Raw genomic sequence first — 26,877 nt, 5'->3', positions numbered from 1 at the left:
AGCGCCTAGTTTTTCAAAAGGTCAAACCCCCTTCGCAAATATCCGGCGCGAAATGATTGGAAGCTGCAAGCAGGCATGATAAAGAGCGCGCCATGACCCAAGATAGCTCTTTTTCCCCTATTCATATCATCGGCGGCGGCCTTGCAGGTTCTGAAGCCGCCTGGCAGATTGCCCAGGCTGGCGTGCCGGTTGTCCTTCACGAGATGCGCGGCGTGCGTGGTACGGATGCGCACCAGACCGATGGCCTTGCCGAACTGGTTTGCTCCAACTCTTTCCGCTCCGATGATGCCACAGCCAATGCGGTTGGCGTCATCCATGCGGAAATGCGTCTGGCTGGCTCGCTGATTATGATGTGCGCCGATAAACATCAGGTGCCTGCTGGTGGAGCCCTGGCAGTTGACCGCGATGGCTTCTCCAATGCCGTCACCCAGGCCCTGCATGACCATCCCTTGATCACCGTTGTGCGCGAAGAAGTGGATGGACTGCCGCCAAAAGAATGGGATCAGGCCATCATTGCTTCTGGCCCGCTAACATCACCAGCACTTGCCGAAGCAATTCGCAATGAGACCGGGGCCGATGCGCTGGCATTTTTTGATGCCATCGCGCCGATTGTTCATCGCGACAGCATCAATATGGACATTTGCTGGTATCAATCCCGCTATGACAAGGTTGGTCCGGGCGGCACAGGCAAGGATTACATCAATTGTCCATTGGATGAGACACAATACAACGCCTTTATCGATGCCTTGATTGCAGGCGATGCGGTTGGCTTCAAGGAATGGGAAGGCACCCCCTATTTCGACGGCTGCCTGCCGATCGAAGTGATGGCGGAACGCGGACGCGAAACGCTCCGCCACGGTCCCATGAAGCCAATGGGTTTGACCAATGCCCATAACCCAACGGTGAAAGCCTATGCGGTTGTGCAATTGCGCCAGGATAATGCGCTGGGCACGCTCTACAATATGGTCGGTTTTCAAACCAAGCTGCGCTACGGCGCACAGGCCGAGATTTTTCGCATGATTCCCGGTTTGGAAAATGCTGAATTCGCGCGTCTCGGTGGGCTGCATCGCAACACCTATATCAATTCCCCCATTCTGCTCGATTCGTCCCTGACCTTGAAAAGCCGAAAAGGCCTGCGTTTTGCTGGTCAGATCACCGGCTGTGAAGGTTATGTTGAGAGTGCGTCCATTGGCCTTTTGGCCGGGCGTTTCGCAGCCTCGGAGCGCAAGGGCGAATCGATTAGCCCACCGCCAGCAACAACGGCGCTGGGAGCCCTGCTCTCGCACATCACCGGTGGCCATATCACCTCCGATGATGAACCGGGCAAACGCTCGTTTCAGCCGATGAACATCAATTTCGGCCTGTTTCCAGAGCTGGAACCGGGCTCGATTGTCAAGCCAGAGGGTGTGAAGCGCTTTCGGGGTAAGGACAAGACCGTTATGAAACGGCAATTGATGTGCGCACGTGCCATTGCTGATTGCAGACACTGGCTTGGTTTGCCGCCTGTGGCCTATGAGACACCAGCAGATGAGCTGGATGAGACGATGAACGTCGAATAAGGGACGCGCGTGGGCAGCACAAGACTATGTGTTGCCCACGCCTCTTCAGTCTTGCTTTGGGGGTACAGCCGCATCATCCAGCGCGCCGTCAGAGAGATAGTTGCTCAGCATCCAGAGCGACACTTCTGCGGCTTCCTCTGCGGAGGCAAACAGATAATCACCATTGTATTGCGGATAATCAGCAAAGAGAACGTGCAGCCCGGTGCCTTGTTGCAAAATTTGCGCCTGAAGGCGGCCTTTTTCGATCACATGGCAGGCATAGTGACCGCGCATATTGCGCATAAATCCCGCACGGTTATCATGCAGTCGCGCAAAAACCGCCTTACCGTCGGCGGTTGCGTGCAGACTGCGCAACGCTTCATTGGGAAAAGCACGACCAAACTCGACAATAGCAAGCCCGACATCGCTGAGATCCGGGTCTTTGTCGCGCTCTGACATGCGCGAGAAATACCAGGAAATACCGATAATGGTGCCGAACACCAATATTCCAAACGCCATGCCCACCGAACAACCTCCGAGTGACGCTTGCGGCTCACCTAAGCGTCAGGCGCAGCTTAAAGCGCGCGACTTATTCCAACAATTTAGATGTACCACATCAGCGCTCTGTCAAACAAATTCTGATCAAACAGAGAATATAGTCAACCATCACTTACTTAAGTTTCTGAGCTTGTGCGAATTTGAACTCTGCAACAGCCAGCTTGGCGCTATGGGCATTCTAAAACCGGCGAAGCAAACTTGCCTTTAGCATAGTCAATTGCCTGCGCCATTGTACGGGCCGAAGCTGACTTGCGAGAACGCGCGCTGGGTTGCGCCGCGCTGCCACCAAAACCGGCCGCGCCAGCGCCACCGGCACATAGGCGTTGAAAACGCTGGCAGGGACCTTCCCCGAGCTTTGCGCCTTGGTGAGATGGTCCATGCCAAACCCTGCGAATGCCTCAATAGCACCCTGAATACGGGCTGTGTCCTGACCTTGCAGAAAACTGTCCCGGGTCAGACCGGTGGCCGTCAGAATTTCATCTGGAATATAGAGCTGACCGCGGGCGCTGTGCTGCGGCATCAGCAGCAGCAATCCGGCAACGGCCTGCGCAACACCCGCATGCCCTGCAATGTCAGCGCAGGCAATCGCTGCCTTATCATCCAGCACGAGGCTTGCCAGCTGGATCAAAGCGGATGCTGTTTCGCCCGCATAGCCTTCCAGCGCCGCTTTCGGGCCTATGGGATCATCGTAAAGGTCGCTGACGCGCGCATCAATCATGTCCAGCAGCGGCTTGATTGGCAAATGATGACGCTCAATCGTCGCCATCAACCCAACGGCCAGCGGGTTGGCTTGAGCATCGCCATGCCCCTGTCCTGATAGAAAATCACGCCAATATTGCAGGCGGATTTCCCCCGGCAGAGGCTCTCTGACCAGCTCACGCACCCGTGCCAACTCTGCGCTGAAGGCATAGAGGGCAGCCAGTGCAGGCTGCTTGTCCGGCGGAGATAAAAGGCACGCGAGATAACGATCTCTGTCCGTCTCGCGCAAGGCCGAGAGGCAGGCATCATCCTGCTCGGCTACAGCCTCGTTGTGTCCATCATCGGCCATGGCATCAAACCGCCATCAACACAGCCGCCACGGCGCGCTCTTCGGCCAGCATCACATTATAAGTGCGAACGGCGGCACCCGTGCTCATCGGGTCGGAGCCGATGCCAGCGGCACGCAGCGCCTCCTTCACGTCATTGGGAATGCGCACCAGCTCCTTGCCCGTACCAACCAGCAGAAACTCAATCTCCGCCGCCTGATCCAGAATCCGCTCCAAGGAGGCCACCGTCAACACGTCACCTTCATTGACATCCCAGCCGTGAATCCCTGACGGCAAAAGCATCAGAGAGCCTTTGTGGGACATATCGGCAAAGCGGAAACCGCCATTGCCATAGGTGTCGATCTGGGCACGACCCGGAAAATGGGCGTCGCGGATGATGATTCCTTTTGCCAAACCCTATGCCCCCGCGCCGCCAATGGCTTTCTTCTTGTCTTCTTTCTCATCGTCACCGCGGTTGGCACCTTCCGGACGCAAGCGGAACGCAATCAACACAGGTGCAGCGATATAGATGGACGAGAATGTACCAACAAGAACACCGAACAGCATGGCAAAGGTGAACGAACGGATCACTTCACCACCGAACAGGAACAGCGCCAGCAATGCCAAAAGCGTGGTTACGGATGTGAGGATTGTGCGCGACAGCGTTTGATTGATCGAGGTGTCAATCAACACATCCAGCGGCATTTTCTTATAGCGCCGCAGATTTTCGCGCATGCGGTCATAGACCACCACGGTGTCGTTGAGCGAGTAACCAACGATTGTCAAAATCGCCGCGATACTGCTGAGGTCGAATTCGACCCCGGTGACAACGTAGAGACCAAGCGTCAAGATCACGTCATGCAAGGTCGCAATAATCGCGCCAGCGGCAAACTGCCATTCAAAGCGAATCCAGATGTAAACAAGGATGGCCAAGAGCGACACAACAACACCAATGGTGGCCGACTTGGTCAATTCGCCAGAAACAGACGGCCCGACCACCTCCGTGCGGCGGAATTCATAGCTATCTTGCAATCCATCGCGCACCTTGGCAACGGCAGATTGCTCGCCATTCTCACCCTCGTCCTGGGCCTGCAAACGCACCAGCACGCTGCTCTTGTCACCAAAGCTCTGCACCTGAACGTCACCGACATTCAACGTGCTCAACTCCTGACGGATGGCCGCAATGTCAGCGTCACCTTGTTTGGCCTTGAGCTCAATAATGGAGCCGCCGGTGAAATCGATGCCGAGTTTCATGCCAACGGTGCCAAAGCCACCCAAGGCCGCCAGCGACAAGGCCACCGAAATGGCGAATGTGTAGCGACGAATTCCCATGAACGGAATGTTGGTGCCATCGAAAATGCCAGTGCGCACGCCTTTCGGCATGTGCTTGGGACGACGACGGTTCACCCACAGCGCAAACATCCAGCGTGTCAGCGCGAAAGCGGTGAACACTGTGGTGATGATACCAATGGCCAACGTGACCGAGAAGCCGCGAACGGGACCAGAACCGAGGAAAAACAGCACGCCAGCTGCAATCAGCGTGGTGAAGTTAGCATCCACAATGGTGGCCAGCGCCTTGGAGAAGCCGGTATCAATGGACTGAATGAGGGATCGGCCGCTGTGAAACTCTTCACGGATACGCTCATAAATCAACACGTTGGAGTCAACAGCCATGCCGATGGTCAAAACGATACCGGCAATACCCGGCAACGTCAGCGTTGAGCCCAGCAGCGTCAACACCGCCATGATCATGATCACGTTGGCGACCAGCGCCACAACGGCCAAAACGCCAAAGAAGCCATAGAGCCCGATCATCAACAGCACGACAAGACCTGCACCGATGAAGCCCGCTGACACGCCGGCGCGAATGGAGTCTGCACCAAGGCTTGGGCCAACGGTGCGCTCTTCCACCACGGTCAACGTGGCAGGCAGCGCACCCGCGCGCAACAGCACGGCAAGGTCATTGGCCCCTTGAACCGTGAAATTTCCCGAAATCTGGCCAGAACCGCCAATGATTGGCTCGCGGATCACTGGCGCGGAAATAACCCGATTGTCGAGAATGATGGCGAAGGGTTTGCCGACATTCTGCTGGGTGGCCTGGGCGAAACGCTGTGAACCACGGCTATCAAAGCGAAATGTCACAACAGGCTCGTTATTTTGCTGGTTAAAGCTTGCCTGTGCATCCACAAGGTCTTCACCAGAAATAATAGTGCGCTTTTCAACCAGATAAGGCTCTGCCGCTTCGCCTTCACCATACAGCACTTCGGAAGTTGCAGGCGGGCGACCGCTGATCGCCTCAGACACCGGCATGCTGGTATCAACCATGCGGAAGGTTAGCTTGGCGGTCTGGTTCAGCAAAGCCTTCAGGCGCTGCGGATCGTTCAGACCGGGCACCTGCACGATAATGCGATCGCTGCCCTGACGCTGGATCAGTGGCTCGGTATTGCCCAGCTCGTCCACGCGGCGGCGCACAACTTCGATCGATTGCGTCAGTGCCGAGGACATGCGGTAATCAATACCAGCATCCGTCAAATTGATTTTAAGCAAGCCGTCGCCCGCATCGTCCAGCGTCGCTTCCTGGAGGCTACCGCCTGTCAAGCCACCGGCGCTGACCAGAGCGGTCAGGCTTTGCAAAGCTTTCTTTGCGGCTTCCACCTGGGCCGGATCGGTGATGCGCACCTGAATGGCCTGGCCTGTGCCGCTCAATCCGGTGTAGCGGATGTTGGCGTCCCGCAAATTGGTGCGAATGTCGGAAACGGTGGTATCCAGCCGTTCCTTGACGATATCGCTCCGCTGCATCTGGAGCATGATGTGAGAACCGCCCTGCAAATCAAGCCCGAGCGTGATCTGCTTGGACGGGATCCAGGATGGGAATTGCTTCAGCTGTTCCTTGCTGAAAAGATTGGGCAGCGCGACCAATACGCTTGCCACGACGGCAAGCCAAAGCAGAATTGTTTTCCAGCGGGCGAAATACAGCATCGACATCTCGGATCTAAAGATAAAAAACGGCCGCCCTTCTCAAAGGGCGGCCTTCAGCAAAAGGCTATCAGGCGTCGGCTTTAACCGGCTCGCCCTTGACCCGAACTTCTGCAATCAGGCTGCGCAGCGCGCGAACCTTGACGCCATCAGCAATCTCAACTTCAAGCTCGCCGTCATCAATGACCTTGCTCACTTTACCAATAAGACCGCCACCCAAGACCACCTGATCGCCACGGCGAATGGCGGAAAGGGTCTCATTGCGCTTCTTCATCTGGTTGCGCTGCGGACGGATCAGCAGAAAATACCAGATCACCATCAAAGGCGCGAAAAGAAACAGCATCTCCATGCCGGAGCCAAAGCCGCCAGCGGCTGGTGCTGCATCCTGAGCGAATGCTTGGGTAATAAACATGAAAAACTCCTTCGGAACCGGGGCCGCAAAGAGCTGGATGCCCCCTGTTTTGCCGCCGGAATATAGTAAGACATGCCACAATTGCAACAGAAACAGCGGCTTTGCGTACCGAATCCAAGGCTAATACACTTTCGAGCCCCATTTCGCCATGGTAGCGGCATGAATGCACACGCAATTTACCCTCTCACCCCCAAGAATGAGGCGGACCATGACCGATACGCTCACCCTGCTCTTAATGGAAGTCAAACGTCTGGCAGACGCAATGGAGCGTGTGGCAGGACCGCCAAACGCCATCAATGACTGGACGGCGGCAGAGTGCTTTGTGTGGCATCCAACCGGTGCCAGGCTTCAGCCCGTGGCGCGGCCAAACCGGGTCGCCCTCACCCTCATCCGTGGTGTTGATCGGGTCCGCGACATCCTGCATGAAAACACCGAGCGCTTTGCGCAAGGTTTTGCGGCCAACAATGTGCTGCTTTGGGGCGCGCGTGGTATGGGCAAATCATCCTTGGTCAAAGCCGTGCACGCCGATGTGTGCAAAACATCGGGCGTTGCCATGAAGCTGATTGAGGTCCACCGCGAGGATATCGCCTCGCTGCCTGTCCTGCTCGATCTGTTGAAAACCAGCGGCCAACGCGCCATCATTTTTTGTGATGATCTGTCCTTTGATCACGACGACACAGCCTATAAATCTTTGAAAGCAGCTTTGGACGGTGGCATTGAGGGACGGCCAGACAATGTTCTGTTCTACGCCACATCCAATCGCCGCCACCTGTTGCCCCGCAACATGATGGAAAATGAGCAATCCACCGCCATCAATCCATCAGAAGCGGTTGAAGAAAAGGTATCGCTGTCTGACCGTTTTGGTCTGTGGCTGGGTTTTCACAAATGCAGCCAGGACGATTACCTCACCATGATTGACGGCTACGCCAGCCATTTCAACCTGCCACTGCCCACCGAGAAACTTCACGCCGAAGCGCTGGAATGGGCCACAACCCGCGGCGCACGCTCTGGCCGCGTGGCATGGCAATATATTCAGGATCTGGCAGGCCGCCTGCGGGTGGATATTTCCAACGCCTGAAACGAAAAAGACCCGGCCTGAAACCGGGTCTTTCTCCAACCGACCTGAAACGCGACATGCTCTATTCGAGGAATGTCATTGGGTTTACCGGGGTCGCGTCCTTGCGAACCTCGAAATGCAATGTGGGCTGGGTGGCGTTACCGCTCATGCCAGATGTGGCAACCTGCTGGCCGCGCTGCACCTTTTGGCCGCGCTGCACAGAAATGTTGCTGGCGTGGCCATAAACGGTCACGGTTCCATCATCGTGGCGCACTAGAACGGTGTTGCCCAATTCCTTCAGGCCATTGCCAGCATAGATCACCACGCCATTTTCAGCGGCTTTGATCGGCGTGCCATTGGGGACGGAAATATCAATACCATCGTTGCGCTTGCCACCAACATTGGCACCGAAAGCAGCAACCACTGCGCCGCGCACCGGCCAGCGATATTTACCAATGCCCGTTGCTTCGGGTGCTGTGGCACCTGGATCCGTCGAGGCAACTTCTGTGACAGATTTGGTGGGCGCAGCAGCCGCCTTTGGTGCATCCGCCACCTTGGGGGCCTCAGCTTTTGCCGAGAGCGTGCCTGTGCTGACCTGCGTTACCACCGGCTTGTCACTGGCGGCTGGCAAATTCAATGTCTGACCAACGCGCACACCTTGGGCATTCAAGCCATTGGCCTGCTTGAGAGCGGCCACCGACACCCCGTTGCGTTGGGCGATCTTGTTGAGCGAATCGCCCGGCTTCACCACATAGGTGCCACCTGCTGGCGGTGTATTGCCGCTGCCTTCTGCGTTGCTGGCGTTTGCAGATGCAATCTCCGCTTTCGCCTTATCGCGCAGTTTCGGGTTTGTGGGCAATACGGCAAGTTTTTCCTCACCGCGTGGCATAGGTGTCGGGTTTTGACCCGGCGGCAGCAAGGAGCCTTCGGCGGCAGCAGACCGTGCGGCCGTGCTGCGCGCGCCAAAGGTTGGAATCACGATGGACTGACCCGGACGGGCAGCACTTGCGCTGGACAGGCCATTGGCCTTGACAATTTCTTTTTCCGGAACGCCATAGCGTCTGGACAGCGCCGCCAGACTTTCACCCGGCTTCAACACCACGCGGGGTGCATTTTCCGTGCTCCAGCCGTTGCTGCTGCGGTTGATGCTTTCCGGGTTTGCCGCATGCGGAACAGTGGCGGTTTTCAAACCGTCCTGTTGATCATTTTGCGCATTGGCAGAAGGGAATGGCTGCGCAGATGCCGTCTGTCGACGCTCTGAAATCGGCCCGCTTGATGCGCTAGAGCCAGGCGGTGGGGCGAGATCTGACTTTTGCACCTGCACAGCCGAAGAAGCACGGCGCGCTGGCGAATAGGTTTGCTGGCTCGGGTAAGGTTGTGCCATCGCCTGTTGCCGATTGCCATAATCGCCGCCAGCCGATGCGGTTTGGGGCGCATAGGTGCCACCCGAATTGCTCACATCAGCCATTGGCACAGGCGCATTGTTCATGACGCTCGGACGCTGGCCAACGGAGGCCGTCGACATCGTGTCCTTGCTTGAAAACAAGCCTGCAAAACGAGACGAATCGGAGCTACAGCCAGTTGCCGCACTCGCCATAAGAGCGACCCACAGCAATTTGGCAAAGGGGATGCCGGATTTTGGAGAGTGACTCTGACGCATGATACAATCCACTAACGACGCAACTAACTTGGAATATATTAAAGCGCGTTAGTGTTACCGGCTGGTTAACCGGGATCACTTCTTGGGAAGCTTTTTAGTGAATCATTGGTAAATGCGACATTTTTCGGCAGGATTTGCAGGGCGTGAAACCCTTACAAAAAAGGCCCCTTACAAATAAGAGGCAATATGCGGTGTCAGTGGCAGGTAAGGCACCTCGAACAGATCTTCACGCTCGAATCGGCTGCCAGTGCGGGTCAGCCGCACCATCACGCACCGTTCATCATCGACCATGACCGGGCACATCAAAATGCCATTATGCACCAATTGCTCGGTGAACGTCTTGGGGATAGCAGGAAAAGCGGCCGTTGCGATAATGCGGTCAAAGGTGCCCTCACCCGGCAATCCGTTGCTGCCATCGCCCTGGCGTAAAATCACGTTGCGAATCGAGAACTGATCCAGTCGCGTTTGCGCCTCCTCCACAAGCGTCTTGTAACGCTCGACAGAAATGACTCGCTCGACAATGCGCCCGAGAACGGCGGTCATGAAGCCGCTGCCTGTGCCAATCTCAAGCACGCGCTGCCCAGCCCCAATGCGTAAGCGATGCAACAGCCGCACGGCAAGATCAGCCCCTTCCAGAAAAGAGCCGCATTCAATCGGAATGGTTCGGCTGGAATAAGCATGTTCTGCCAGATGATGCGCAACAAATCTGGAGCGCGGCGTTTGTTCAACCGCCGTCAACAGATTGATATCGGATATGCCTTCGGACCTCAGCCGCAACACCAGTGCAGCAAAGCCCTCTCGTTCCATCATTGCAGATTTCAAGATACGACTCCGGTCGCCAGCGCTTGCGCAATATTATCCTGAACAGAATAATCCGTCATATCCAATTTCAAAGGGGTTACCGAAATCTGGCCCTCGCGAATCGCCCGAATATCCGTTCCTGAGCGGAAATTTCCTTTGCGATCGCCAAACCGCAGCCAATAATAGGGAAAGCCACGGCCGTCCGTGCGCTCTTCAACGCTCAAGCCAAACTCCAGCTTGCCCTGCGCGGTCACCTCCACACCTTGAACCTCGTCTGGTTCGCAGTGGGGAAAATTCAGATTGAGCAATGTGCCCGGCGGCAAATCAACGCTCATCAATTTGGCAATCAGCTCAGGGGCAAAGGTTTCGGCCACATGCCATGGAATGGGGGCTCCCGGCTCATAGCTATAGGCCTGACTGAGCGCAAAAGAGCGAATGCCATGCACCGTGCCCTCAATGGCACCGGCAACAGTTCCCGAATAGGTCACGTCATCCGCAAGATTGGCTCCGGCATTGACGCCTGAGAGCACGAGATCAGGCTTTCGGTCCATAACCTTGCGAATAGCCATGATAACGCAATCTGTAGGCGTGCCGCGCAGGGCAAAGCGCTTCTCGCCCATCTGTCGCAGCCGCAATGGCTCCGACAGGGTCAGCGAATGAGCAAGTCCGCTCTGGTCTGTTTCGGGCGCAACCACCCAGACATCATCGCTCAGCGTGTGCGCAATCCGCTCCAAAACGGCAAGTCCATCCGCATGAATACCGTCGTCATTGGTGAGCAAAATGCGCATCACGTGATCCTAGAGTTTGTCAAGAAAAAGTGGAACCCGGTTTTTCTGATCAGACAAACGAAAACAAATAACGTTTGATCAAGAAGCTTTCTCGATCTTCTTCAAGCCATCCATATATGGCAGAAGAACGTCAGGAACAGTGATGGAACCATCTTCATTGAGATAATTTTCCATAACCGCAATGAGGCAGCGACCAACCGCCGTACCAGAACCATTCAGCGTATGAACAAAGCTGGTGCCCTTGCCGTCCTTGTTGCGATAACGCGCATTCATGCGACGACCCTGAAAATCACCACAAACAGAGCAGGACGAGATTTCGCGGAAGGTGTTTTGGCCTGGCAACCAGACTTCAAGGTCGTAGGTCTTGATCGCACCAAAGCCCATATCGCCAGAGCACAGCGTCATGGTGCGGAAATGCAGACCAAGGCGCTTGAGCACTTCCTCGGCGCAGGCCGTCATGCGTTCATGCTCAGCCATAGCGCTCTCTGCATCGGTGATCGACACCAGCTCGCATTTCCAGAACTGATGCTGGCGCAACATGCCGCGGGTATCGCGACCGGCAGAACCGGCCTCTGAGCGGAAAGATGGCGTCAGCGCGGTAAAGCGCAGCGGCAGTTTTTCCTGATCCAGAATCTCTCCGGCCACCAGATTGGTCAGCGTCACTTCGGCAGTCGGAATAAGCCAGCGACCATCTGTGGTTTTGAAAAGGTCTTCGGCAAACTTTGGCAATTGCCCGGTGCCAAACATGGCCTCATCGCGCACCATCAACGGCGACGACACTTCGGTGTAGCCATGCTCGCTGGTATGCAGATCAATCATGAACTGACCAATGGCGCGCTCAAGCCGGGCCAGAGGGCCCGTGAGCACGGTAAAGCGTGCGCCAGAAAGCTTGGCGGCCCGCTCGAAATCCATATAGCCCAGCGCTTCGCCAATTTCGGGATGCTCTTGTGCCGGATGATTCCAACCGGGCTTTTGGCCAACCACGCGGGTCACCACATTGTCATGCTCATCCTTGCCAACCGGCACATCCTCATGCGGAATGTTTGGAATGCGCGACAGGGCATCATTCAGCTCTGCTGTCAGCCTGCGCTCTTCTTCTTCTGCAGCAGGCAGGCTGTCTTTCAGCGATGCCACTTCGGCCTTCAGTTTTCCGGCAAGTTCCGAATTTTTGGCGGCCATGGCAGCGCCAATTTCCTTGGACACCGAATTGCGGCGCGACTGCATGTCCTGCATGGATTGCACAATGGCGCGGCGCTTTTCGTCCAGCGCGATCAGACCGGCAGACAAAGGCTCGGCACTGCGCTTGGCCAGCGCCTGATCAAGAGCTTCGGGGTTCTCACGGATCCATTTAATATCGAGCATCGTTTCCAGATCTTCAATTCAGACTGGGATCGTTATGCTGACCAAACGGGTCCAATTTCATCCGATCCCGTCAGGGGTTATTGCGACAAGAGACGCGCGCGTCTTAATCGCGCGCATCCACATCGGTTGACGATGAGCCTTCGGAAGCTGCTGCCTTCGCCCGCCCACGTTCCACCAGCTTTGCCGCGTAGATGGAAACTTCGTAAAGAAGGATTGTGGGCAGTGCAAGACCGATCTGGGACATGGGATCAGGCGGGGTCAAAATCGCAGCCGCAATAAAGGCGATCACGATGAAGTATTTGCGTTTCTCGGCCAGCCATTTCGATTCCAAAATGCCAACCCGCGCCAAAAGCGTTGTGACCACCGGCAACTGAAACACCAGGCCAAAGGCAAACACCAAGGACATGATGAGGCTGAGATATTCCGACACCTTGGGCATCAGCGAAATTGCAACATCGCCTTGGCCCGGCGCTTGCTGCATTGCCAGGAAAAACCACATCACCATCGGCGTGAAGAAGAAATAAACCAGTGCCGCGCCCATCAGAAACAACACAGGCGAGGCAATCAGAAACGGAAGAAAAGCCGCGCGCTCATTCTTGTACAGGCCGGGAGCCACGAATTTATACACTTGCGCCGCGATCACCGGAAAGGACACCACCATGGCGCAGAACATGGAGACCTTCACCTGCGTGAAGAAAAACTCCTGCGGAGCAGTGTAGATCAACTCGGCCTTGGTAACATCCAGATGCGCCCAAAGCACCGCCCATTTGTAAGGAATCACCAGCAAATTGAACAGGTGTTTCGCAAAGAAAAAGCACACGATGAAGGCAACAAAAAAAGCGCCAAGCGACCAGATCAGCCGAGAGCGCAGCTCAACCAGATGCTCCACAAGTGGCTGCGGTTTATCGTCAATGTCACTCATGCTTCATCCTTGACTTCTCAGGTATCACGGTCAGGTATTACGAACGGTCACTTTTGCGGAAAGCTCTCCGAACAGCAGACCTTGAGGCGGCTTTGGCGCTCGCATGAGCCACTGATGACGGCGTTACAATCAATTCACGTCTTGAGCGGGCAGATTTTCCCACACCACTGCCACCGCGCTGATTATGGCTAGATGCCGACCCGCGCGGCGAAAACTGCGATGGATGTGGATTGTCAATCGGGCCAAGAGGCGGAAAATCGGCATCCGTCATTGGCACGAGTGGCTGGTCGCTTGCAGCAATTCCACTCGCATCGGCAAGAGGAAAATGATCGACATGCGTGGCGCGCTGCAAATCGGCCTTTATATCGGCCCCCATCTGCCGCAGCGGGTTCATGGCGTCGCGAAGTGCATTGGCGGGATTGAGCTTTTGCGCATCGCCTATGGTTTTGCGCAAATCATCCATATCGGCTTCGCGCAGGGCATCATCGAACTGCGCGCGAAACTCGCCCGCCGTCTTGCGCAAGCGCGTTGTCATTTTTCCGAATGCGCGCAGCATCGGAGGCAAGTCTTTTGGACCCACCACCACGATCAAAATGACCGCAATGACCAGCAATTCGCTCCAGCCAATGTCCAGCATTCTTCAGGCTCCCGAAGCCGTCGGCCAAGCGGCGACCTATTCACGTCATATTCACAGGCGAACAATCTCGCCTGTGCGCAGATTTATTCAACGATCACTTATGATCGTCAGCCTTGTGGTCCACCGTCTGTGACGGCTTCTCCGGGGCATCATCATCCGCCATGCCCTTTTTGAAACTTTTGATGCCCTTGGCAACGTCGCCCATCAGATCGGGAATCTTACCGCGACCAAACAACAACAGCACGATCGCAAGAACGATCAGCCAATGCCACATACTAAAAGATCCCATGATCCCGCTCCTGTTTCCTTGATCTTACGCATGTAAGATCTCTGCACGTCTTTTTCAAACAACAATTACACGCATGCTTGGCATGGTAAAACGACAGAGGCAAGCCGCCAAGACCACACCATCAACATGCACAGCACATTTCACGCGATTGTCAGGCAAAATCAGTCATTTCTTTCATCAAGAGGCGTGAGCAAACCCAACTCTTCCAGATCGAGTTGCGTGATGGGATCTTCGTCTTCGTTCAGATCCACACCATCGGTTGGCATGGGCACATGAAAATTGGCCGGGATGCGGCCCGTTAACAACCCCGCCCCTTTGAGCTCTTCCATGCCTGGCAGGTCTCTGATTTCTTCCAAGCCGAAGTGGTCAAGAAAATCCCGCGTCGTCCCAAAGGTCACCGGCCGGCCCGGCGTGCGCCTGCGGCCGCGAAACCGCACCCAGCCCGCTTCCAGCAACACATCGATTGTGCCTTTGGACGTTTGCACACCGCGAACATCTTCGATCTCGGCGCGTGTGACGGGCTGGTGATAGGCAATAATGGCCAACACTTCCAACGCCGCCCGCGACAGTTTTTTGACCTCGCTCTCCTCTTTGCGAATCGCAAAGGCCAGATCCGCCGCGGTGCGAAACGCCCAATGCCCGTCAATGCGTAGCAAATTCACCCCGCGCGGCGCGTAATCGGCCTGCAAGCTGCGCATCAGCGCGCCAACATCGGTGTTGCGCGGCAAGCGCTCTGCCAAAAAGCTCTCAGACACCGGCTCTGCCGAGGCAAAAACCAGCGCTTCAGCAATTCGAGCAGCTTCACGCTGGCGGATCTCGCTTAAATCCGCCGATGGCTGTTGCAGATTTTGCCCGTCGTCATGATCGTCCGTTGTCATTGTCTCAGCCCTGTTGAGCGGCAGCGACGGCAAGACTGCCATCTGCCATGCGGCCATTGCCACCGCGCATGAAAATCGGCTGAAAGGCTCCGTCTTGACGAATTTCCAGCTTGCCCTCGCGCACCAGTTCCAGCGACGCCGCAAATGCGCTGGCCATGGCGGTGACGCGCTCAGTGGGATCCGTCAGATATTGCAGCAAATAGTGATTGAGCGCCGTCCAATCGCTAATCTCACCGATCATACGGTTGAGCATGGTGCGGGCATCCACCAGCGACCACACGCGTCTGCGCTCAATTGTGACCTGCGTGAACGCTTGTCGCTGGCGCAAATTGGCATAGGCAGACAAAAGATCATAAAGGCTGGCGTCATAGGAAGAGTGCATTCTATCCGGCACGTGCTCCGGCGCACCACGCACAAACACATCGCGCCCCAGCCGATTGCGGTTCACCAGCCGCCCGGCAGCATCACGCATCGCCTCCAGCCGCTTCAGGCGAAACGACAGGGCCGCAGCCATTTCCTCGCCCGAAGGCTCATCATCCTTGGCCTGCTGCGGAATCAGCAGCCGCGATTTCAGATAGGCCAGCCATGCCGCCATCACCAGATAATCTGCCGCCAGCTCCAGCCGGATACTGCGGGCCTTTTCCACGAAAATCAAATATTGCTCGGCCAACGCCAAAACAGAAATACGCGACAGATCGACCTTTTGATTGCGGGCCAAAAACAGCAACAGATCGAGCGGGCCTTCAAAACCGGCAACGTCAATCAGCAAGGCCTCGTCTTCGCTGACACGCTCGACAGCACTGCCCTCTTGCCACAGCTTGTCCATCGGCACATCCGTGGTGGTCACCATAGCTGGCGCGCCAGGATCAACCATCACGACACCGCGATCAGCGCATGAAACTCATCACGCAAGGCTTGCTCATCAGCACCATCGCCGGGTCCAAAAGCCGCTTCAACCGCCTGCGCTCTTTGCAATGCCGCATAGGCCAAAACCGGAGCATGAGCCGCCACCTGCACCATTTCCTCCATGATGCCGTGGCAATGGAGCAAAACGTCATTGCCAGCCGCAACCACAGCGGCGGCGCGCTCTGCGATTGTGCCCTTCAGCGCATTCATGGAAATATCATCATTCATCAGCAGGCCCTGGAAGCCAATCGTGCCGCGAATAACCTCATTAATCACGGTGGTGGAGGTCGAGGCGGTATAGATCGGATCATAGGCGGAATAGACCACATGCGCGGTCATCGCCATCAATTCACCTTTCAGCCGTTGGAACGGTGGAAAGTCATGGGCCTCAAGCTCGGCCCGACTGGCGGTGACCACCGGCAATTCGTGATGCGAATCGGCCATGCCCCGGCCATGACCGGGAATGTGTTTCATCACCGGCAAAACGCCGCCCGCCGATAGGCCTGCCGCTGCGGCCTCGCCAATCTCGCCCACGGTCTTCGGGTCTGTGCCATAGGCGCGATTGCCAATGACATTATTAGCACCCTCCACCGGCACATCCAACACCGGCAGGCAATCCACATTGATACCGAAGCGCAGCAAATCAAAAGCGTGCAGACGCGACATAAGCCAGGCGGCCCGCAGACCCTTCTCACGATCCTGCCGGTAAAGCGCGCCAATGTCTGCGCCCGATGGGTAGCGCTGGCACATGGGCTCGCGAATGCGCTGTACACGCCCGCCCTCCTGATCGATCAGCACAGGTGCATTGCGCCCGCCAACCGTTTCACGCATGGAAGCCACCAGATCACTGATCTGGGTGGCGTCAACACAGTTTCGGCCAAACAGAATAAAACCCCAAGGCTGATGATCGCCAAAAAAGGCTTTTTCATCCGGAGTGAGAACGGGGCCTGAACAGCCCAAAATCATTGCTTTTGCGTGGGTCATGCCGTGACAATAATGAAGCTTTGGCAAAAGCCGAGAGGCAAGCTGTGATCATGCACAGAAAACAGCGCAAAAACGACAAAAAGGGGCCGTTTCCAGCGAAACAGCCCCTTTTAGATCGTCCAGAATGATCTTAGCGGACAACCATGCAGCTTCCGCCAGCCGCCCGATAGCGTTCGCACAGCGAAACTGCCGCATCCTTGCTGCCCGCAGGAATCCGCACCCGATAATAGGTACCCTTGCCTGCCACCTCTGCCGCCTTGATGTTCATGCCGCGACCACCAATCACGCTGCTATATTTGGTCGACAGATTCTTATAGCTCTTCTGTGCATCCGCCTCGGTCGGCAAGGAGGAAATCTGTATCAGATACTCTCCCGGCGCTGTCGAGGTTGAGGCCACGGGCGTGGTGACAGCGGCTTGCGCCGCGCCAGACGGAGCCACAAGCTTTTCAGTGGCTGGCTTTTCAGCAGCTGGCTGGGCAGACGCCGTCTGCGTTGGCCGCGTCATTGGCACGGGCATATTGGGTGCAGGCACGCCGGCAAAATCATCGGCGGTCGCCGCTGCCGCGTCTGGCTGCGCCTCACCCGACGCCAGCAAATCTCCAACGGATTGGCCCGTCGTTGATGCTGTTGTTGAAGCCGGGGTCGCAGCAGGTGTCGCTGTCCCCGGTGCGGCGTTGGCGGTCTGGGTGCCAGCATTCGCCAAATCATCCTGTGCTACCAACGTTCCGTCCGGGCGCACGATCATGGTTTTTACCCGACGAGGCGACAGGTTTTCATCGCCGTTGTTTGCACTATTGGTCGCACCACCATTCGCAGGATTTGCCCCCGCTTCCGCATTGGCACCGCCACCTTCGTCATCAAGTGGCAGATTGTCCGGCCCCAATGTCCGCTGGGCAACATCCATCGGCTCTTCATCCTGCGAGATCAGATTTTTTTGTGCAGGCTGATCCGTCGTTGCACCAGACACGCGATCATAAACCGCCTTGTTCTGATTGGGCACCGATTTTCCACCCGGATTGGCGGGAACAACCTTCACCGGATCCTTATCGGCCATCACGATTTTGGGTTCACCACCGCCAAGAATCTCACCGCCACCGCTCTTCATCCAGGCAAAGACACCGCCACCGCCCACAAGCACAATCGCAGCGGCCGCAGCAATCGCAATCCACCGGCGCGAAGAAGATCGCTCTTCCTCTTCAAATTCCTCATCGTCAATCTCTGGCACCTCGGGCAAAGCACCCGCCTTTTTGGCACCGAAATTATATTGCGTATCAAGCGTGCGCCGGAAATCCTCCTCAAGCGCCTTTTCAAACACGTCGAAGTCATCACTCAGGCTGTTTTTCGGCTGCGGCATCTGGGCAGATGCAGCGACCGCAGCGGGAGCCTGATGCGCCGCAGGTGCGGGCTGCTGTGCCTGTTGCTCGGCGGTTTTGTCGAGCAGGTTTGCCAACTCGGCATCAATATCAAAATCATATTCGGTTACATAATTAACCGGCTTTTCTTCTTCTGGCGGCGGCAGATCCGGCACATCCAGATGAGCAATGACCTCTAAATGCTCATCCTGGTCTGAAATTGCCGACGCATCAAAAGGCAATGGCGGAGCAGGCAAATCCTGCTGCGCGTCATGAGAAGGTGCCCGATAATCAGGCTGAGGCACTTGCGCAGCAGCCTGTGCTGGCTTTGGTGCCTGATAAACGGGCTCTGGCGCGCTAGAAATCGGTGCTTGCGCAGGTACAGGCTGTGAAGCCGCACGCGCGAGCACGGGTTCTGGCTCCATGTCAGCCAAGTCCAATTCGATCTCGGCGAGATCCAGTTCCAGATCACCCGCAAAGAAATCATCCTCACCGGCCGGAGACGAAGCCATCTGCGGCTCTGCCCCGAAGGTCTGCGCAACACGCGGCTCTTCTACATGAAAGGAGGGCTCATTGAAGAAATTTGGCGCTTCACGCTTTGCTGGCGCTTCAAACACTGGCTCTGGAAAAGCAGCAGGAGCCGGGCGATGCTCGGACTCTATGGAAAAGGACAGATCTGGTGTCGGCGTTTCCGACACAGGATAGCTGTCAAAATCCGGCTCCCGATGGCGCTCTGAAGCGGCTGCAGGAGAGGATGGTGCAGCATAGACCGGCGCGGTGGGGCGAACGACTGGCGGCTCAGACGCCACCGCCCATTGATCAGGCTCGGGCTCAGACGCAGGCTTGTACAAGGCCTCTGACCGCTGCATCGGCGGCTCATCGCGCCGGGTGGGCGTTGATGGAACAGGATTAAAATTGGCAAGAGGCAGGCGAAAGCGGTTATAGCCCTCGGATGCATCCGCGCCACCCGATGGCGAGCGCTGCGGCTCGGCAGCCACTTCCCCCATTGACCACAGCAGTTCATCAGCCAGATCACTCTCACTGCTGACGCCGTCATCTTGCGGCACTGCTCTTGCGGGGGATGATCCAAAAGAAACGGGCTCAAATACAGACAAACGCTGCCGCTCGTCGTTGTAAGCTGAACGAAGATGCGCCGAATCCTCAAAGTGATCAGCCGGTTGGCGCGGTGCTACGTAGCCAGTGCCAGCTGGGCTGGGATCTGCATGGCTTACACCTAAGTGGCTGGCCGACATTTCCGGCTCCACCCGAGGCTGTTGCTGGCGATCGGAGCGGGGTGCATCATACCCCACAAGGCGAGCAAGCTCTGCCAGCGGATCATCATCCGCAAAAGCATTGCTTGCTGGGTCCCTATTGTACGAGGCCGGTTTTTGCACCATCACTTTATTTCCACTCGCTACGCGACAATCGGCTTGCCAGAGCAATGTGGGTTATTGGTGTCAAGACTATCGCATTTCCGAAGGAGCATCTGTGCCCGTAATACCGAGACCAGACTTCAATACAGCAGCGACAGCATGCACCAGCCCAAGTCTGGCAAGGGTTGATTGTCTATTTTTATCGTTAACAAATCGTAATTCCGGACGATCCTTACCTTTATTCCAATGCGCATGGAAAGAACTGGCAAGATCATACAGGTAAAATGCGATGCGATGTGGCTCCATGGACAGGGCCGCAGATTCAACGATTCGCGGATATTCCGCAAGCTTGGCGATCAACTGCATTTCTGCCGGATCAGTGATCTCAGCCACTGATTCTGCAAGGGTTTTAGCCGACAAATCCATCTCGCCAAACGCTTCAAAAGCCTGACGGAAAATGGACATGCAACGGGCATGGGCATACTGCACGTAAAACACCGGATTGTCCTTGGACTGCTCTGTGACTTTGGCAAAATCAAAGTCCAATGTTTCGCTGCTTTTACGATACAACATCATGAAGCGCACCGAATCACGGCCAACTTCTTCCACCACATCACGCAGCGTCACAAAGTCACCGGAGCGTTTGGACATCTTCACCGGTTCGCCATCGCGCAGCAGCTTCACCATCTGGCACAGCAACACGGTCAGCTTGGCCTTGCCATCCGACACCGCGCGCGCAACCGCCTCTAACCGCTTGACGTAGCCGCCATGGTCTGCCCCAAGCACATAGATCATCTGATCGAAACCGCGATCAAACTTATCTTTGAAATAAGCAACGTCGGCGGCAAAATAGGTGTAGCTGCCATCCGATTTGATCAACGGACGGTCCATGTCGTCACCCACTTCGGTGGAACGGAACAAGGTCTGTTCACGGTCTTCCCAATCCTCCGGCAACTGCCCCTTTGGTGGCGGCAGTGTGCCACGATAGACATGACCCTTGAATGTCAGATCATTGATGGCAGTGCGAATGGCGGCTGCGCCATTTTCATGCAATTTGCGCTCCGAGTAAAACAGATCATGGTGCACATTCAGGGCAGCCAGATCATCGCGGATCATCGCCATCATCGCATCAATGGCGCGATCCTTGACAATCGCCATCCACTGTTCTTCCGGCATATTGTGCAGCCGAACACCATATTCCTTGGCCAGCGCCTCGCCGACCGGAATAAGGTAATCACCCGGATAAAGACCTGCGGGAATTTCGCCCACACTCTCGCCCAGCGCTTCACGATAGCGAATAAACACAGAGCGCGCCAACACATCAATCTGCGATCCCGCATCATTGATGTAATATTCCTTGGTGACATCAAAGCCCGCAAACGACAGCAGATTAGCCAGCGCATCGCCCACCACAGCACCTCGGCAATGGCCCACATGCATGGGACCAGTCGGGTTGGCGGAGACATATTCCACGTTGACCTTGCGGCCCTCGCCCACGCCTGAGCGGCCATAGGCTTCGCTCTCGGTAATCACCGAGGCCAGCAAGCGTTGCCAGTATGCAACAGACAGACGAATATTCAAAAATCCAGGCCCGGCAACGGATACCTCGGCAACATCGGCATCCTCTTTGAGCTTTTCGCCCAGAAGATCGGCCAGCGCGCGCGGGTTTGTGCCCAGCGGCTTGGCCAGCACCATGGCCGCATTTGTAGCTGCATCGCCGTGGCTTGCATCGCGCGGCGGCTCGACAACAATCCTGTCAAAAGACAGCTCGCTTCGCTTTTCCTTTACGATATCAAGGCTTTCGAGCGCGTTTTTGATTCGATTTTCGAAATCGGCGAAGAGGTTCATGACGATCAATCCAGACAGATGCAAACAGACTGTGCCCACGGCGTGTTAGATGTCTCCTAAAACCGCAACACGGTTTCAGGAGATATGCTTTCATGCGCCAGCACTTTCGCCCGCTGCCTAACGCAAATCGGGTGTGTGGTCAAACAGCTGTCGATGCACACGCACAGCATAGGTATCCGTCATACCAGCCAGAAAATCGCCGACATGGCGGGCTTTGGCCGGAATTTCCAGCCCCGCTGTGTGCTCGACCCAATAGTCACTGCGCATCAGGGTTGGATCTGCCATATAGGCATTGAACAGATCGGTCACAATCTGCGCGGCCCCGGCGCGGATACGCATAATGTCTGGATGGCGGTAGATTTTCGAAAACAGCATTTTCTTGATCTGCCGATCCGTCTCGGCCATGGCATCGGAAAAGGTGATGATGGTTTCGCCTGCCTTGCGAATATCATCCGCCGACATGGGTTTGATACGGTTGAGCCGGCTTTGCGCCACCGCAATCACATCTTCCACCATGCGAGTGATCTGGCGGCGCATGATTTCATGGGTAAAGCGTTCCGCCTCCAGATTGGGATAGCGGTCGCGCACTTCCTGCATTAGCCCGGCCAGAAACGGCACCTCTTCCAGCATATCAAAGGTCAGGAAGCCGGAGCGCAGCCCATCATCAATATCATGGGTGTTATAGGCAATGTCATCGGCAACGGCAGCCGCTTGCGCCTCCAGGCTGGCATGGCTGGCGATATCAAGATCTTGCAGCTGGCAATACTCCACAATTGGCAAAGGCACCGGGCCTTTGATGCATTCGCCATTGGCGTTTGTCAGTGGGCCATTGTGCTTGACCAGGCCTTCCAGCGTTTCCCAGGTCAGGTTCAGCCCGTCAAACTCTGCGTAGCGGCGCTCCAGCTTGGTGACAATTCTGAGCGATTGCGCATTATGATCAAACCCGCCGTACGGCAGCAGCAGTTCATGCAGCGCGTCTTCGCCGGTGTGGCCAAAAGGTGTGTGGCCAAAATCATGCACCAGCGCCACGCCCTCGGCCAAATCTTCATCAATATGAAAAGCACGGGCCAGCGCGCGTGCAATCTGCGCCACTTCAATGGTGTGGGTCAACCGCGTGCGATAATGGTCGCCATCGGGACCAATGAACACCTGTGTCTTATGCTTGAGGCGTCGAAACGCTGTGGTGTGAACAATACGGTCACGGTCGCGCTGGAAATCGGAGCGCGTCAGGCTGTTGGATTCAGGGTAGAGCCTGCCAAGCGATGTCCATGGGTCGGCTGCAAAAACCGCCCGCTCGCCAAAGCCAAACCCCAATGCGTTTTTATCAATCGTCATGCCTGCTACACCCACACCCGCTCAACCACCATTGACGCTCACGTCTCGACTTCATACCTATAGGAAATGCCAACACAAGGCACGGTCTTGCCCAACACCATGCCGTGTTTTGAATGCATTTTTGTATCAAAACGTTCGATTTCAGATTAAACTGAAATCCAAACCACCGAATTTCTACGGGCCTTGAACCCGTCAGGAGGCGATTATGACGAATCAGACTGTGCGTGTTTCCGAGGCTGCGGCCCGGCGCATTGCGAAAATTGTGGCCGCAGAGGCCGATAAAAAAGCCTTGCGCGTTTCCGTTGAAGGCGGCGGCTGTTCGGGCTTTTCCTATAAGTTTGATCTCGACAAGGATGCTCAAGATGGCGATCTGGTGATTGAACGCGATGGCGCAACCCTTTTGATTGATGAAATGTCGCTGGTCTATATGGCGGGCTCAGAGATTGATTTTGTTGATAACCTGCTGGGCCAGTCCTTCCAGATCAACAATCCCAACGCAGTCGCCAGCTGCGGCTGTGGCACCAGCTTTGCCGTGTAAAGCCGGGTGTGCCGCCGGATGTCTCCGGCGGCTTTTGGCTTGTTAGTGGGCGTCGGCCAATTTGGCAGCTTCTGTCACATTTTCCACCGATGCTTCACCCACGCCGTTGAAAAAGGCATTGAGAACAACCGCAGCAAATGATGCCAGTAGAATGCCGGAATCAATCAGTGTGTGAAGTTCATGGGGCATCCATTGTTTGAAGTTGGGTGCAATCAAGGGAATCATCCCAAAGCCCAGCGACACAGCAACAACGAAGAGATTGTTGCGACTTCTCTTGAAATCGACACTGGCGAGAATGCGAATGCCGGTTGCAGCCACCATGCCAAACATCACGAGCCCCGCCCCACCCAAAACGACGGTCGGCAAAGCCTCCACCAAGGCCGCCATCTTTGGCAAAAAGCCAAGAGCAACAAGAAAAAGCCCGCCAGCCACGCAGACAAAGCGTGAGCGCACGCCGGTTACCCCAACCAGCCCAACATTTTGCGAAAAACTGGTGTAAGGAAAAGTGTTGAAAATCCCGCCAAGCAGCGTGCCGAGCCCATCGGTTCTCAGCCCCGCTGCCAGCATCGGACGCGTTACGGTTTTGCCAGTCAGTTCGCCCAAAGCCAAAAACATGCCCGTGGACTCAATCATCACCACAATCATCACCACCGACATCGTTACAATGGCAATCGGATCGAAAATGGGGATGCCGAAGTGAAAAGGCATGATCGGGGCAAACCAGGCCGCATTGGCCACTTTGTCAAAATGCATCATGCCCAACAGTGCGGTTAGAATACCGCCGATGACAATGCCCATCAGCACCGCGATATTGGCAACAAAGCCTTTGCCAAAACGCGAGATCAGCAAAATCGAAACAAGCACCACGGCTGAAACAGCAACGCCGCTTAAAGGCGCATAGGCTGGATTAGCAACCGTTGGCGCAAAGCTCAATTTCGCTGGTATTTCCGGAATGGCCACGCCGCTGGCCGCCAGAGCCTTCACATCGGCCAACCACTTCACCGCCGCGGGATCCACCACACTGGGTGCGGTGGGGCCAAAGGGATTGCCAAAAATCCAGTTGATACCAATCCGCATTAATGTCACGCCAATCACCAAAATGATCGTGCCTGTCACCACCGGCGGAAAAAAGCGCAACAATCGGCTGACCAAAGGCGCAATCAGCAACGAGACCAGCCCTGCTCCGATAATGGAGCCAAAAATCAAACGCGCGCCATCAACACCCGGCAGGCTGGATGCCATGGCCAACATGGGACCAACGGATGCAAAGGTGACACCCATCATCACGGGCAGCTTGATGCCAAACCACTGGGTCAAGCCAAAAGACTGAATCAACGTCACCAAGCCGCACGCAAACAGATCGGCTGAGATCAAAAAAGCGACATCTTCCGGCGGCAATTTGAGCGCCCGCCCGATAATCAGCGGAACAGCCACCGCCCCCGCATACATCACCAAAACATGTTGAATGCCCAGCACGGCCAATCGCGGCATGGGCAGGATTTCGTCAACAGGCTCTGTCTTTTTTACCATGTCAGACATTATGTTCCCCATTTTTATCTTGAATACGCACGCTCCTCCCAAAACGTCGCATCACAACCCAAACAGAATGCCGCAACAGTGAAAATTTGCAAAATCTTAAATATGTTTTTCAGCAAATCGCAGTGGCAAACTCTTGCAATTGCGCTAAAAAGACCGTCGATCGATGATGGAGAATTCTGATGAAAATTGCGACCTGGAACATCAATGGTGTGAAAGCGCGCATTTCAGAGCTATGCCAGTGGCTGGAAAGCTCTTCTCCTGACATTGCCTGCCTGCAGGAAATCAAATCCGTTGATGAAGGCTTTCCGCGTGCCGAAATTGAAGCGCTTGGCTATCATGTGGAAACCCATGGCCAAAAGGGTTTTAACGGCGTGGCGCTGCTGTCCAAAATCAAGCCCGACGAGGTCAACCGTGGCCTTCCAGGCGACGATTCCGACGAGCAGGCTCGGTTTATCGAAGGCGTGTTCTCGGTCAAAGACGGCGTTTTGCGCGTTTGCTCGCTTTATCTGCCAAATGGCAATCCATCAGACGATCCGATAAAATACCCCTATAAACTGGCGTGGATGGCCCGGCTGCAAAAATTTGCAGAATCACGTCTGGCTTTGGAAGAGCCGCTGATTCTGGCTGGCGACTATAATGTCATTCCCGAGCCGCATGATTGCTATGATCCGGCCGTCTGGGCCACCGACGCCTTGTTCCTGCCCAAAACAAGGGCCGCGTTTCGAAATTTAGAAAATCTGGGCCTGACAGAAGCCGTGCGCGCCACGACGGATGCGCAAAAACATTATTCTTTCTGGGATTATCAGGCCGGTGCCTGGCAGAAAAACAACGGCATCCGCATTGATCATCTGCTCCTGTCACCAGAAGCCGCAGACAAGCTCGTATCAACAGATATCGAAAAGCATGTGCGTGGAGCGGAAAAGCCATCCGACCATGTTCCGGTCATAGGCCATTTTAACTTCAGCCTCGCAAGCTGAAACCTCAACCCTTAAGGCTGCTGCTGCACCTGTGGCACGAGAGCGACGGCAACCCGGCGCTCTTTTTCGTCAGCCAGAGAAAATGCCTTTTCCTGCATATCCTCAATCCACTTGCAGTCCTTGGGCGCGCATTTGTCCATGGCCGCTGTCATGAAGGCAAGGCCACGCGCGGTTTGGCCTTCATCAAAGATCACATGTCCAAACAGTGCCATGGCACCGGGGTGGCCATTTTTGCGGGCCACATTGAGCCATTTCTTGGCCTGCTGCACATTGCGTCTGCCGCCCTCGCCGCTCAGCATCATCTTGGCGAGATCAAACTGCGCGTCGGGATAACCAAACGCGGAGGCTGCCTGAAAGTAAAGCTGCCGCGCCTGAATGAGATCGGCCTTGACCGGACTGCCAGGAATGCCGGTGCGATAATAGCCCGCCAGCGACACCAGCGCATTGACAAAATAGACCGTATCTTCCGAGCCAGGCTCGACACCCTGATTGGCAATCTCTGAATAGATTTTGAAGGCTTCATAGTCATTTTTGACCACGCCATCGCCATCGGCATACATGTTGGCCAAAGCCCAACGCGACCCCGTGTGGCCTTTTTCAGCAGCATAGCGATAGGCTTCAACGGCATCCTGCGTCTGACCATTTTTCTGGGCATTGAAGCCAAATTTGAAAAGATCGAACGGACCGGATTCTTTTGAGACCCCCGCCTTGATATCAAAGGCATGGCAAGATTGTGCCGCAATCAAATTGGCAACGGCCAATGACAGCACAACAATGGCGGAAGACATCCAGCCATTTCCCATTCCAACTCTGTACAGCTTTAATGTATCCACGATTACAGGCCCATATCCACGTATGCAAAAATGCCATGGTGGCAACGATCATTTTTGACCGAAGGAAAATGACGGTAAGCGTCGAACCGAATTGATATCTGGTAAACAGCTTTACGCATCATATCCATTTCTCCCACCCTAGACTGCATTTCGGGCAACACTGCGACCTAAAACAACATCTGATTAAATGCAAAGTCCACGTTCGAAAACACAACCCAAAACGGATGCTCAACGCACTCAAAACCTTGCCATGTCACCACATGCTTATTCAAACTTCCAACCTTGCCTT

General features: G+C 55.6%; 24 protein-coding genes. 4 read left to right on the top strand and 20 right to left on the bottom strand.

Translation table 11 applies throughout. The features are described from left to right. The first annotated feature begins 92 nt into the window (after positions 1–92). Entirely contained in the window at positions 93–1,559 is a 1,467-nt protein-coding gene (gene trmFO / locus BJF95_RS14960; RefSeq protein ID WP_075640202.1) for a methylenetetrahydrofolate--tRNA-(uracil(54)-C(5))-methyltransferase (FADH(2)-oxidizing) TrmFO, read from the top strand. 45 nt (positions 1,560–1,604) lie between these two features. Here the strand turns inward: trmFO and BJF95_RS14955 are convergent, their stop codons facing one another. The 5 genes from BJF95_RS14955 to yajC form a co-directional block, all read right to left on the bottom strand. Further along, on the bottom strand, positions 1,605–2,063 hold the full coding sequence (locus BJF95_RS14955) for a hypothetical protein (protein ID WP_075640201.1): 459 nt from the start codon (positions 2,061–2,063) through the stop codon (positions 1,605–1,607). A gap of 211 nt (positions 2,064–2,274) precedes the next feature. Beyond that, positions 2,275–3,144 carry a phytoene/squalene synthase family protein gene (locus tag BJF95_RS14950; protein ID WP_075640200.1) on the bottom strand — a complete coding sequence of 290 codons (870 nt, stop codon included), beginning with the start codon at positions 3,142–3,144 and terminating at the stop codon, positions 2,275–2,277. A 4-nt stretch (positions 3,145–3,148) separates the two neighbouring features. Then, positions 3,149–3,535, bottom strand: a complete 387-nt coding sequence (locus BJF95_RS14945) for an Mth938-like domain-containing protein (RefSeq protein ID WP_075640199.1) — start codon at positions 3,533–3,535, stop codon at positions 3,149–3,151. 3 nt (positions 3,536–3,538) lie between these two features. Continuing rightward, the gene (secDF, locus tag BJF95_RS14940) at positions 3,539–6,100 is read right to left on the bottom strand and encodes a protein translocase subunit SecDF (RefSeq protein WP_075640375.1); all 2,562 of its coding nucleotides are present in this window, start codon (positions 6,098–6,100) and stop codon (positions 3,539–3,541) included. Between the two features lie 67 nt (positions 6,101–6,167). Beyond that, a complete protein-coding gene (gene yajC / locus BJF95_RS14935; protein ID WP_075640374.1) occupies positions 6,168–6,509 on the bottom strand; it encodes a preprotein translocase subunit YajC in 342 nt (113 codons plus the stop codon). A 208-nt stretch (positions 6,510–6,717) separates the two neighbouring features. On the opposite strand from yajC, the gene BJF95_RS14930 reads away from it, so the two are divergent. Continuing rightward, positions 6,718–7,587 carry an ATP-binding protein gene (locus tag BJF95_RS14930; RefSeq protein ID WP_075640198.1) on the top strand — a complete coding sequence of 290 codons (870 nt, stop codon included), beginning with the start codon at positions 6,718–6,720 and terminating at the stop codon, positions 7,585–7,587. Between the two features lie 61 nt (positions 7,588–7,648). On the opposite strand, the gene BJF95_RS14925 is transcribed toward BJF95_RS14930, so the two are convergent. From BJF95_RS14925 to BJF95_RS14865, 13 genes are all read right to left on the bottom strand, one after another. Beyond that, positions 7,649–9,226 carry a LysM peptidoglycan-binding domain-containing M23 family metallopeptidase gene (locus BJF95_RS14925; protein WP_075640197.1) on the bottom strand — a complete coding sequence of 526 codons (1,578 nt, stop codon included), beginning with the start codon at positions 9,224–9,226 and terminating at the stop codon, positions 7,649–7,651. Positions 9,227–9,394: 168 nt separating this feature from the next. Further along, on the bottom strand, positions 9,395–10,048 hold the full coding sequence (locus BJF95_RS14920; protein ID WP_075640196.1) for a protein-L-isoaspartate(D-aspartate) O-methyltransferase: 654 nt from the start codon (positions 10,046–10,048) through the stop codon (positions 9,395–9,397). Then, positions 10,045–10,815 (bottom strand): 5'/3'-nucleotidase SurE, encoded by a 771-nt coding sequence (surE, locus tag BJF95_RS14915; RefSeq protein WP_075640195.1) that lies wholly within the window; start codon positions 10,813–10,815, stop codon positions 10,045–10,047. Before surE ends, BJF95_RS14920 begins: the two co-directional genes overlap by 4 nt. Before the next feature lie 78 nt (positions 10,816–10,893). Then, entirely contained in the window at positions 10,894–12,177 is a 1,284-nt protein-coding gene (serS, locus tag BJF95_RS14910; protein WP_075640194.1) for a serine--tRNA ligase, read from the bottom strand. Positions 12,178–12,280: 103 nt separating this feature from the next. Further along, the gene (gene tatC / locus BJF95_RS14905; RefSeq protein ID WP_075640193.1) at positions 12,281–13,099 is read right to left on the bottom strand and encodes a twin-arginine translocase subunit TatC; all 819 of its coding nucleotides are present in this window, start codon (positions 13,097–13,099) and stop codon (positions 12,281–12,283) included. 37 nt (positions 13,100–13,136) lie between these two features. Beyond that, positions 13,137–13,736: a Sec-independent protein translocase protein TatB gene (gene tatB, locus BJF95_RS14900; RefSeq protein WP_075640192.1), complete on the bottom strand. Its 600-nt coding sequence runs from the start codon at positions 13,734–13,736 to the stop codon at positions 13,137–13,139. Positions 13,737–13,830: 94 nt separating this feature from the next. Next, a complete protein-coding gene (locus BJF95_RS14895) occupies positions 13,831–14,025 on the bottom strand; it encodes a twin-arginine translocase TatA/TatE family subunit (protein WP_075640191.1) in 195 nt (64 codons plus the stop codon). 161 nt (positions 14,026–14,186) lie between these two features. After that, entirely contained in the window at positions 14,187–14,903 is a 717-nt protein-coding gene (gene scpB, locus BJF95_RS14890; RefSeq protein WP_075640190.1) for an SMC-Scp complex subunit ScpB, read from the bottom strand. Positions 14,904–14,907: 4 nt separating this feature from the next. Beyond that, positions 14,908–15,777, bottom strand: coding sequence for a segregation and condensation protein A (locus BJF95_RS14885; protein ID WP_075640189.1), 870 nt, complete (start codon positions 15,775–15,777; stop codon positions 14,908–14,910). Further along, positions 15,777–16,793, bottom strand: coding sequence for a beta-N-acetylhexosaminidase (gene nagZ / locus BJF95_RS14880; RefSeq protein WP_075640188.1), 1,017 nt, complete (start codon positions 16,791–16,793; stop codon positions 15,777–15,779). Before nagZ ends, BJF95_RS14885 begins: the two co-directional genes overlap by 1 nt. Positions 16,794–16,923: 130 nt before the next feature. After that, on the bottom strand, positions 16,924–19,542 hold the full coding sequence (locus BJF95_RS14875) for an SPOR domain-containing protein (RefSeq protein WP_075640187.1): 2,619 nt from the start codon (positions 19,540–19,542) through the stop codon (positions 16,924–16,926). 66 nt (positions 19,543–19,608) lie between these two features. Next, positions 19,609–21,366, bottom strand: coding sequence for an arginine--tRNA ligase (argS, locus tag BJF95_RS14870; protein ID WP_075640373.1), 1,758 nt, complete (start codon positions 21,364–21,366; stop codon positions 19,609–19,611). 117 nt (positions 21,367–21,483) lie between these two features. Then, positions 21,484–22,701, bottom strand: a complete 1,218-nt coding sequence (locus BJF95_RS14865; RefSeq protein ID WP_075640186.1) for a deoxyguanosinetriphosphate triphosphohydrolase — start codon at positions 22,699–22,701, stop codon at positions 21,484–21,486. Between the two features lie 205 nt (positions 22,702–22,906). Between BJF95_RS14865 and erpA the strand changes: the two genes are divergently transcribed. After that, a complete protein-coding gene (gene erpA / locus BJF95_RS14860) occupies positions 22,907–23,239 on the top strand; it encodes an iron-sulfur cluster insertion protein ErpA (protein WP_075640185.1) in 333 nt (110 codons plus the stop codon). A gap of 42 nt (positions 23,240–23,281) precedes the next feature. Here erpA and BJF95_RS14855 read toward each other — a convergent pair whose 3' ends face one another. After that, positions 23,282–24,769, bottom strand: coding sequence for a nucleobase:cation symporter-2 family protein (locus BJF95_RS14855; protein ID WP_139317532.1), 1,488 nt, complete (start codon positions 24,767–24,769; stop codon positions 23,282–23,284). A 188-nt stretch (positions 24,770–24,957) separates the two neighbouring features. Here BJF95_RS14855 and xth point away from each other — a divergent pair, with 188 nt between their 5' ends. Continuing rightward, positions 24,958–25,755 (top strand): exodeoxyribonuclease III, encoded by a 798-nt coding sequence (gene xth / locus BJF95_RS14850; protein ID WP_075640183.1) that lies wholly within the window; start codon positions 24,958–24,960, stop codon positions 25,753–25,755. An 11-nt stretch (positions 25,756–25,766) separates the two neighbouring features. Here xth and exoR read toward each other — a convergent pair whose 3' ends face one another. Beyond that, the gene (gene exoR / locus BJF95_RS14845; protein ID WP_210187741.1) at positions 25,767–26,543 is read right to left on the bottom strand and encodes an exopolysaccharide production regulator ExoR; all 777 of its coding nucleotides are present in this window, start codon (positions 26,541–26,543) and stop codon (positions 25,767–25,769) included. Positions 26,544–26,877 lie beyond the last annotated feature (334 nt).

The organism is Rhizobium oryziradicis (genome assembly GCF_001939045.1).
Classification (GTDB): domain Bacteria; phylum Pseudomonadota; class Alphaproteobacteria; order Rhizobiales; family Rhizobiaceae; genus Allorhizobium; species Allorhizobium oryziradicis.
Note: the sequence above shows the minus strand (reverse complement) of the source record. Positions and strands in the feature narration are given on the sequence as shown.